8 protein-coding genes and 1 pseudogene are annotated in these 7,814 nt (G+C 63.0%); 5 read left to right on the top strand and 4 right to left on the bottom strand.

The annotated features are described in order from the left end of the window. The 4 genes and pseudogenes from PHX69_RS13955 to PHX69_RS13940 form a co-directional block, all read right to left on the bottom strand. Positions 1–1,264 (bottom strand): annotated as a pseudogene (locus PHX69_RS13955) (tetratricopeptide repeat protein); the annotation flags it as partial. Continuing rightward, positions 1,264–2,475, bottom strand: coding sequence for a cellulose synthase complex periplasmic endoglucanase BcsZ (gene bcsZ, locus PHX69_RS13950; RefSeq protein WP_241524981.1), 1,212 nt, complete (start codon positions 2,473–2,475; stop codon positions 1,264–1,266). The pseudogene PHX69_RS13955 and the gene bcsZ, both read right to left, overlap by 1 nt. Further along, positions 2,468–4,783 (bottom strand): cellulose biosynthesis cyclic di-GMP-binding regulatory protein BcsB, encoded by a 2,316-nt coding sequence (gene bcsB, locus PHX69_RS13945; RefSeq protein ID WP_288044447.1) that lies wholly within the window; start codon positions 4,781–4,783, stop codon positions 2,468–2,470. The genes bcsZ and bcsB overlap by 8 nt, the downstream gene beginning before the upstream one ends. A gap of 32 nt (positions 4,784–4,815) precedes the next feature. After that, positions 4,816–5,016, bottom strand: coding sequence for a hypothetical protein (locus PHX69_RS13940; protein WP_288044445.1), 201 nt, complete (start codon positions 5,014–5,016; stop codon positions 4,816–4,818). Positions 5,017–5,077: 61 nt separating this feature from the next. Here PHX69_RS13940 and hisF point away from each other — a divergent pair, with 61 nt between their 5' ends. From hisF to PHX69_RS13915, 5 genes are all read left to right on the top strand, one after another. Then, entirely contained in the window at positions 5,078–5,878 is an 801-nt protein-coding gene (gene hisF, locus PHX69_RS13935) for an imidazole glycerol phosphate synthase subunit HisF (RefSeq protein ID WP_119014050.1), read from the top strand. A 141-nt stretch (positions 5,879–6,019) separates the two neighbouring features. Beyond that, positions 6,020–6,418 (top strand): phosphoribosyl-AMP cyclohydrolase, encoded by a 399-nt coding sequence (gene hisI / locus PHX69_RS13930; RefSeq protein ID WP_119014048.1) that lies wholly within the window; start codon positions 6,020–6,022, stop codon positions 6,416–6,418. 5 nt (positions 6,419–6,423) lie between these two features. Next, positions 6,424–6,831, top strand: coding sequence for a phosphoribosyl-ATP diphosphatase (locus tag PHX69_RS13925; protein ID WP_119014049.1), 408 nt, complete (start codon positions 6,424–6,426; stop codon positions 6,829–6,831). Further along, the gene (locus tag PHX69_RS13920; RefSeq protein WP_119014007.1) at positions 6,828–7,214 is read left to right on the top strand and encodes a DUF4870 family protein; all 387 of its coding nucleotides are present in this window, start codon (positions 6,828–6,830) and stop codon (positions 7,212–7,214) included. Before PHX69_RS13925 ends, PHX69_RS13920 begins: the two co-directional genes overlap by 4 nt. Continuing rightward, positions 7,207–7,814, top strand: a 608-nt coding sequence (locus tag PHX69_RS13915; RefSeq protein WP_288044443.1) for a patatin-like phospholipase family protein, incomplete at its 3' end; no start/stop codon positions are given. The genes PHX69_RS13920 and PHX69_RS13915, both read left to right, overlap by 8 nt.

The following is a 7,814-nucleotide window of genomic DNA, read 5'->3' as shown; positions in this document are numbered from 1 at the left end:
GCTCATACAGCATTTGTGCTTCGGGCAGCGCGTTTTGCAGGGTGCGGATGCCGGCCAGGGTATTGAGTGCCTCCGGGCTGGCGGGTTGCAGGGCCAGCGCCTTGCGTGCCAGACCCTCAGCGGTATCGATCTCGTTTTGGTCTAACGCCAACTCGGTTTGGCGCAGCAGCCCCCAAAAGCGGGCCGTACTTTGCAGCTTGGCCCATTTGTCCTGGCCCGACAGGGCATAGGCTTGGCCCAACAGTTCCTGCGCTTGGGCGTGCTGTCCTTGGCGCAGACGAATCAGGCCCAGATTGCCAATGCTGTCTGCATCGCGCGGGCGCAATGCCAAAACCAGTTGCAGTTTTTCTTCGGCCAATGCGGCGTTGCCTTGTTCCAGTGCCTGCAAGGCGGCATTGCGCGCCACTTGGGCAGGGTCTTGGGCCCGCTGCTGCACGCGCTCTTGGGCTTGTTGCAGGGCGGCCAGGCGCTCCACCATGGCCGTATCGCCCGGAAAAAGACGCAGGAAGCGCTGCGCTGAACGCGCAGCGGCGGCGTTGTCGCCTTGCTGGGCCAGTGCCCGGCGCCACAGCGCTTGTAGTGCCAAGGTGTCCACATCGGCTTGCCCGGCCAGCGCTTCAATGGCGGACAGCAGCGTGTGTGCCCGCGTGCCTTGCGCCAGTTGCATGTCCAGCAGTGCCAGTTGGTAGCGCGATTCGCCGGTTTGCTGGTAGAGGCGCTGGAGCTGGCGCTGTGCATACGCACCCTGGCCTGTAGCCCCACCGACGATCTGAAAATACTCCAGCGCCAGGCTGCCAATGGTGGGTGGGCCCGCCGGAAACAGTGTGCGCGCCATCTGCGCTGCCTCGTCCATGCGACCAGCGCGTGCCATGAGGCGCATCTGTGCCAGTTTTTCACGCTCAGGCCCGTACACCTGCACCAGCATCTCCAGCTCTTTGGCGAAGGGATTTTGCGGGTGCTGTGCGCGCAAGGTGGCCAAAATGCGCTGTGCTTCTTCGGTCTTGTTTTCACGCAGGGCCAGTTCACCCAAAGAGGCCAAGCCAACGGGTGAATAACGGTCGGCCAGCAGCAGTTTTTCGATCAGCTGGCGTGCCAGATCGGCACGGTTTTTGGCCGACCACATCTGCGCTCCCCGCAGCAGCTCGACTTGGGTGCTGGAGGGTGTGGATGCTTTGGTCTGGGCAAGCGCCTGCACCGGCACACTGGCCACGCAGGCCGCCACCACCACGCACCAGCCGTGGCTGGAGAAAGGGGCGCCACGCATCAGCGCTGCCACCGCACCTGGAGCTGTCCAGAGGCCGTGAATTGGTAAAAATTGTCGTCCCAACCCATGCCAAACAAGGCCAGTGCCTGTTCGTAGTAGGCGTTCTTGCGGACAGGGCGTGCTTGCAGGCGCGTGCGCTGTTCTTGCAGCGCGGTGCTTTCCTGGGTGGCTCGCAAAAAGGGCAGCATGGCCGCCGAAAAGCCCGAGGCAGCTGCGCCGCTGTGCTTTCCACTGAGGATGTCAATGGTTTCTGGCGGGTAGCCGTGCTGGCGGACAAAACGCGCCATGGGTGCCAGCGCGTCCAGCACGGATTGGCGGTCGGGGGCATCGGGGTGCACCATGCCGGCCCACAAATACACGCGAATCGCGTTGTAGCCACCCTGGCCTTTTTCTGCGCCTTCGGTATCTTGCAGGAAGCCTTGTTGGGCGTCGTACAGCGTCCAGTCAGGTGTAAACCCTTTGGGCGACGCGCCAATGATGATGTTGCGCGAGCTGTTGGCCAGCGCACGCCACTCGGGCTGGGGTTGGGTGCGCGCCAGCCACTCCATGACTTGCAGGGGCATGTAGCTGGGGTTCAAGCGCCAACGCTGATCGCCTTGGGTAAAGCCCTTGGGCGCAGGCAGCAGGCTGCGGCCCAGACCGGGCAGATCGGCAGTTTCCTCACGCAGGATGCGCGCCGCCAGCAGGGTTGACAGCGCGCGGTAACGGCGCTCGTTCCACAGACGCCCGGCTTCGCCCAGCGCGTACGCGATCCAGATGTCGGCGTCTGAGGCGGGGTTGCTGTCCATCACGTCCCAGGTGCCATCCGGGCGTTTGCCCCACAGCCAGGCGGGCAAGCGGGTGGTCATGTCGCCTGCGCACAGGTTGTTTTCTGTCCACGCCAGAATTTTTTCGAAAGATGCGCGGTCGTTGGCCACCAGGGCGAAGAACAGGGCATAGGCCTGTGCTTCGGAGTAGGTCTGCCCGGTGCCCTCGGCGCCCGAAAGAATGCGCCCGCCCTCGTTCATGAATTGCGTGCGAAACGACTCCCACGCTGGCCATATTGGTGTGTTGGCTGCCGCTGGGCTGGGTGTCTTGGCGGTGGTGTCGGTTGGCTTGCCCGATGGTGGCGGCACACTGGCGGGCGCTTGGGCTGCCAGACTGGGCAACGGCAGCAACAGGGAGCACAGCCCGGCATACAGCATGTTGCGACGCAGCGATAAATCAGCCATGTTCACCTCTGAGGCGGCGTGCTGCCATGGCGCGCAGTGCACCGTACACGACAAAAGTCACCAACAAGCCGGCGCCAATGCCCAGCAAAGCCAGCAGCAGCGGGTGGCTGTGCAAATGGAACCACAGCCATTGCCACCATGGCAGGCTGCCTACGTAATAAATCGGGTTGATGCGAAAGCTGTCGATCGTTTCAGCGCGCAGCAAAACCAGGTCGCCGCGCATTTGCTGGATTTTTCCTGAGTCGTTCAGTCCGGCGCTGACCCGCTCCATGGCGGCGCTGTCATTGGCCGTCAGGGCCACCACGCTGCGCCCGCTGTGCAGGGGCGACTCAAACCCGACCAGGGCCGCCAAGGCGCCTTCTCCTTCCAAGGTGGTGCGACCGCCCGAAGGCGAGCGTTCCAGGGCCGGGTCGGGCTGGAACCAGTGGGTCAGGGCGCTCATGGCCCGCTCCAGTGGTGCTACGGAGCGTGTTCCGGCCGCGACCAGTGCGGGCAAGTGCTGCTTCCACTGGGCCAGCAGGCCGTCGCGATCGCCCTGCGCTACCAGCAGAATGTCTGTGTCGCGCGCCTGTTCTACCTGTGCTGCCGACAGCAACTTGAAGCGTGTGCCCGGGTAGCCCGTCGATGCGCTCATGCGACTGATGGCCGTCAAGAACACTTGCACATCGGCCGCCGTCGGCTGGTTGGGCAGCACCACGGAGGTTTGCGCCAGATCAGGCACGCGGGTAAACGGAAAGCCGCTGTTGGCATAGGCCGCCAAACTCGGCATGGCGATGTAGTGGTGAAAGCCCGTCAGGTCAATGGTCGATTGTGGGTCAATGGCGGCGATGCGCTCCACGGGCTGCAACGACCGGCATTGGCCCAGATCGTTGGGTGGAATGTAGAAACCAAACTGCAGCCGGTTGTTGCTGCCCAGCATGAAGGCGGGCACTTTCAAGCCGGCATGGGAAGGCAGGCTGCTTTCGTCAAACAGCGGCAGCAGCACCTTGTTTTTGCTGTCGCTGCGTTCACTGCGCGAAGCCAGCGCATAGCTTTCAATGAACTGGTCGTTGATGGACACGTTCAGTGTGCCGGGGTCAGCGTCGTTGCCGGGGGTGTGGCGGTATTTCAAGTCCAGCGGTATGCCCTTGGCATTCCAGGTGAACAAGTCGGGGGCCATGCGGGTGGAGATGCTGATGGTTTCGTTCAGCACCGTGCCGCGCACTTGCAAATCCCGGGGGTTGGGCACCAGTTCGGCCAAGCGCACCGGGCGCTCGCTGGTAACCCAGTTGGGTGCGTCATAGGGGCGCGTGGGTGGTGGATACTCCAGCGCTGTGATAGCCATGCTGGAGCCCGTCAGGGCGGCCCGGTCAAGGGCCAGGGCGTCGGCGGCAATTTGCAGCTGTGCCGCATCCTGGCCCAGCACCAGCAGCAGCTTGGCGCCGGGGGTGTTGGGGTGGGGCAAGAGGGTCAGCGTCGGCTGCTTCACGGGGGGCAGATCGTGCAAAAACGCCGGGCGCTGGGCGTTGGTGGCAAACACCACGGCGTGGCGCTCGGGCAATTGGTCTTCAAACGCCGTGAAGTCGTTGCCCCGGTAGCCAGCCAACATGCCCAGCCAGCTGGCCACGGAGCCCGATGCCTTCAGCACTGCCATGTCCGGCTGCTTGGGGTACACAAAAGCCAGCTGAACCGGGCGGTTGTCGCGCGCATCAAAAAAGGGTGCGGGCAACAAAGCCAGATCGTCGCGCTGGGGCAGTTGGCGCAGCGACAGCGACAGGGTGCTGTCATTGCTCACGCTGGCCCACAGGCTGCTGTGGTTGGGGTTCTCGCACTCGGTGGTGTAGTGGCCGATGAACTGGAAGCGAAACCGGTTGTAGTCGGTGAAGTAGCGCGGATCAATGTCCAGCTCCACCGTTTGCGGCGTACCCAGTTGCTCTTTGTTCAGTACGACGGTTTGTAACAGTTCGTCGTTCAGCATCACCTTCAGGTGCGACAGCCCCGGCAGCAGGGCGGGCGACAGGGTGAATGTCAGGCGCAGTCTGGCTGCCTCCACCAACTCATCGCGGCGCACGCTCACGCCGATGCTGCCCTCGCTCTCGACGCCGCGCAGCGTCAGGGGGTTGCCCAATCCCAGCTGCTTGAAGCTGTTTTTCCACTGGCGCAGCGGCAGCCGCTCCTGGGTGTTTTCCTCCACGGCCATAGCCACCGTGGCGGTGTCTTTGTTTCTGGTGGGTTTTTCCTTGGCGCCAGCAAATGGGGTGACGGCTACGCCACAAGCGAAAAGCGCTGCCAGCCAAGGCTTGGCGGTGAATGGGTTACTGGTCGTCACTGGAGGAGTCTTGAAAGACGCATGGAACATAGTCACGCAAATGCAACAAAATGATGCTTGTCGATGTGAGCGTAAATTTTATGGAGGGATTGATTGCTTTCATCTATTACGTTTTGAAAGCAAATAGTCCATTCAAATTCTTGCGTTGGCGCGAAATTTTCCCCTTGATCCTTGTCACGCAGGGTGCCGGTTTTTGTCAGCGCGGGTGTTGCCTGTCTGGTTAGGTCGGCCATGGCGCCGCTGCCTGCGTGGTATCTTGCGGGCCTTCTTTTGAACTGCCAGATTTACAGCGCCATGCTTGCCAAACGCATCATTCCTTGCCTTGACGTGACCGGTGGCCGGGTCGTCAAGGGCGTCAATTTTGTTGAACTGCGCGACGCGGGCGACCCGGTCGAAATCGCGGCGCGCTACAACGCGCAAGGCGCCGACGAGCTCACCTTCCTCGACATCACTGCCACCAGCGACGGGCGCGACCTGATCCTGCACATCATCGAGGCCGTGGCCAGCCAGGTCTTTATTCCGCTCACGGTGGGCGGTGGTGTGCGCACCGTGGAAGACGTGCGCCGCCTGCTCAATGCGGGCGCGGACAAAACCAGCTTCAATTCGGCGGCACTGGCCAATCCCGACATCATCAACGCCGTCTCCAGCAAGTACGGTGCGCAGTGCATTGTGGTGGCCATCGACGCCAAACGCCGCACGCCCGAAGACGCGCAGCGCCTGGGCCCGGATGGCCAGCCCGTGGGTGCTGGCTGGGACGTATACAGCCACGGCGGGCGCAAAAACACCGGCCTGGATGCGGTGCAGTGGGCTGCCAACATGGCGCAGCGCGGCGCGGGCGAGATTTTGCTCACCAGCATGGACCGCGACGGCACCAAGGCCGGGTTTGACCTGGAGCTGACGCGCGCCGTGAGCGACGCGGTGAGCGTGCCCGTGATCGCCTCGGGCGGCGTGGGCAATCTGGATCACCTGGCCGACGGCATACAGCTGGGCGGTGCCGACGCGGTGCTGGCGGCCAGCATCTTTCACTATGGTGAATACACCGTGCAGCAGGCCAAACAGCACATGGCGGCGCGCGGCATTCCGGTGCGTCTGTAAGCACCAGGCGGCGTTTGGCTGCGGGCTGCGGCGGTGTCTTTTTTGAATGAAATTCACCTCAGAAGCCCGCCAGATAAGCGCAAGCAGCTATCATTTTCATATCAACTGCGGGCCATGCCGCAGTGCAGCAAATCACCGACAATGGGCGCCATGAACTGGATTAACCAAGTGAAGTGGGATGCGCAGGGCCTGGTGCCCGTGATTGCGCAAGAGCAGGGCACGGGCGATGTGCTGATGTTTGCCTGGATGGACCGCGAGGCCCTGCAAAAAACAGCCGAACTGGGGCGCGCCGTGTACTTCAGCCGCTCGCGCGGCAAGCTGTGGTTCAAGGGCGAAGAGTCCGGCCATGTGCAAACCGTGCATGAAATCCGCCTCGACTGCGACAACGACGTGGTGCTGCTCAAGGTCACGCAGCAGGGCCACGAGCCGGGCATTGCCTGCCACACGGGGCGCCACAGCTGCTTTTTCAGCGTGCTCAAAGAAGGCGCCTGGCACAGCGTCGATCCGGTCTTGAAAGACCCGCAAACCATCTACAAGTGATGCCCATGAGCACAGCCCCTGACTCCACACCCCACACCGCTGAAGAAGGCGCCCTGGCGCGCCTGGCCGCCATCATTGAAAGCCGCAAAAGCGCCAACGGCGGCGACCCGCAAGCCAGCTACGTGGCGCGCCTGCTGCACAAAGGGCCGGACGCTTTTCTGAAAAAAATCGGCGAAGAGGCCACCGAGGTGGTCATGGCCGCCAAGGACGCTGACCACGGCGGTGATGCTTCCAAGATCATCTATGAAGTGGCCGATTTGTGGTTTCACTCCATGGTGGCGTTGGCGCACTACGGGTTCTCGCCCGCTGACGTGGTGGCAGAACTGGTGCGCCGCGAAGGCACCAGCGGCATCGAAGAAAAAGCGCTGCGCAAAGCGGTTGCGCGCGCCGAGCAGGAGGGCAGTTCCCCATGAGCGACATCATTGACGTCAAAACCGAGGCCGAAAAAGCCGAGGGCCTCAAAGCCTGGGGCTGGGTCAGCTATGTGCTGCACCTGATCGTGGCGGTGGGTGCGGTGGTTCCGGGCGCACAGCCCGGTGCAGCGCTGCTGCTGATCGCTTTGGTGATTGACTTGGTCAAGCGCGGTGATGCCGAGGGTTCCTGGCAGGCCAGCCATTTTTCGTGGCGCATCCGTACTGTGTTGTGGGCGGGTGTGTTGTACCTGGTGACAGCGCCGTTGTGGCTGCTGTTTTTGTTTCCGGGCTGGGTGGCCTGGGCACTGATCTCGCTGTGGTTTCTCTACCGCATCGTGCGTGGCATGGTGGCCATGAACAAAGACCAGGCGCTGGATGTCTGAGCCCGATACCCGGCGCAGCATCAATCTGGCGTTGCAAGGCGGTGGGCCGCACGGTGCGCTCACCTGGGGGGTGTTGGACGCGCTGCTGGAAGACGGGGAGATAGCGTTTGACAGCATCAGCGGCGCCAGCGCAGGCGCCATGAATGCGGTGGCTGTGGCGCACGGGTTTGCCCAAGCCGCGCAGCGGTACCACGATCCCGATGATGTGCGCCAAGCCGGTGCCGATTTGGCGCGGGCCACGCTCACGCGGCTCTGGGAGGGCACTGGTGCCATGGGCAACATGGCCTGGAGTGCGCCGTTGTCACAGGTGTTTCCGGGACTGGCGATGATGACGCCTTGGCTGGCGCCCGCGCAGGTCAATCCGCTGGACATCAACCCGCTGCGCGACTTGCTTGAGCGCGAGGTCGATTTTGACGTGCTGGCCGCTTCCAGCGCCGCCCCCAAGGTGTTTGTCTGTGCCACCAATGTGCGCACCGGGCACGGCGAAATCTTCTCGGGAGCGCGCCTGACGGCAGATGCCGTCATGGCCTCGGCCTGCCTGCCGCTGGTGTTCAAGGCGGTGGAGATCGGCGGCGACGCTTACTGGGATGGCTGCTATTC

The sequence above is a fragment of the Simplicispira sp. genome (genome assembly GCF_028687295.1).
Taxonomy (GTDB): Bacteria; Pseudomonadota; Gammaproteobacteria; order Burkholderiales; family Burkholderiaceae_C; genus Simplicispira; species Simplicispira metamorpha.
This window is presented reverse-complemented; position numbering and strand designations above follow the sequence as displayed.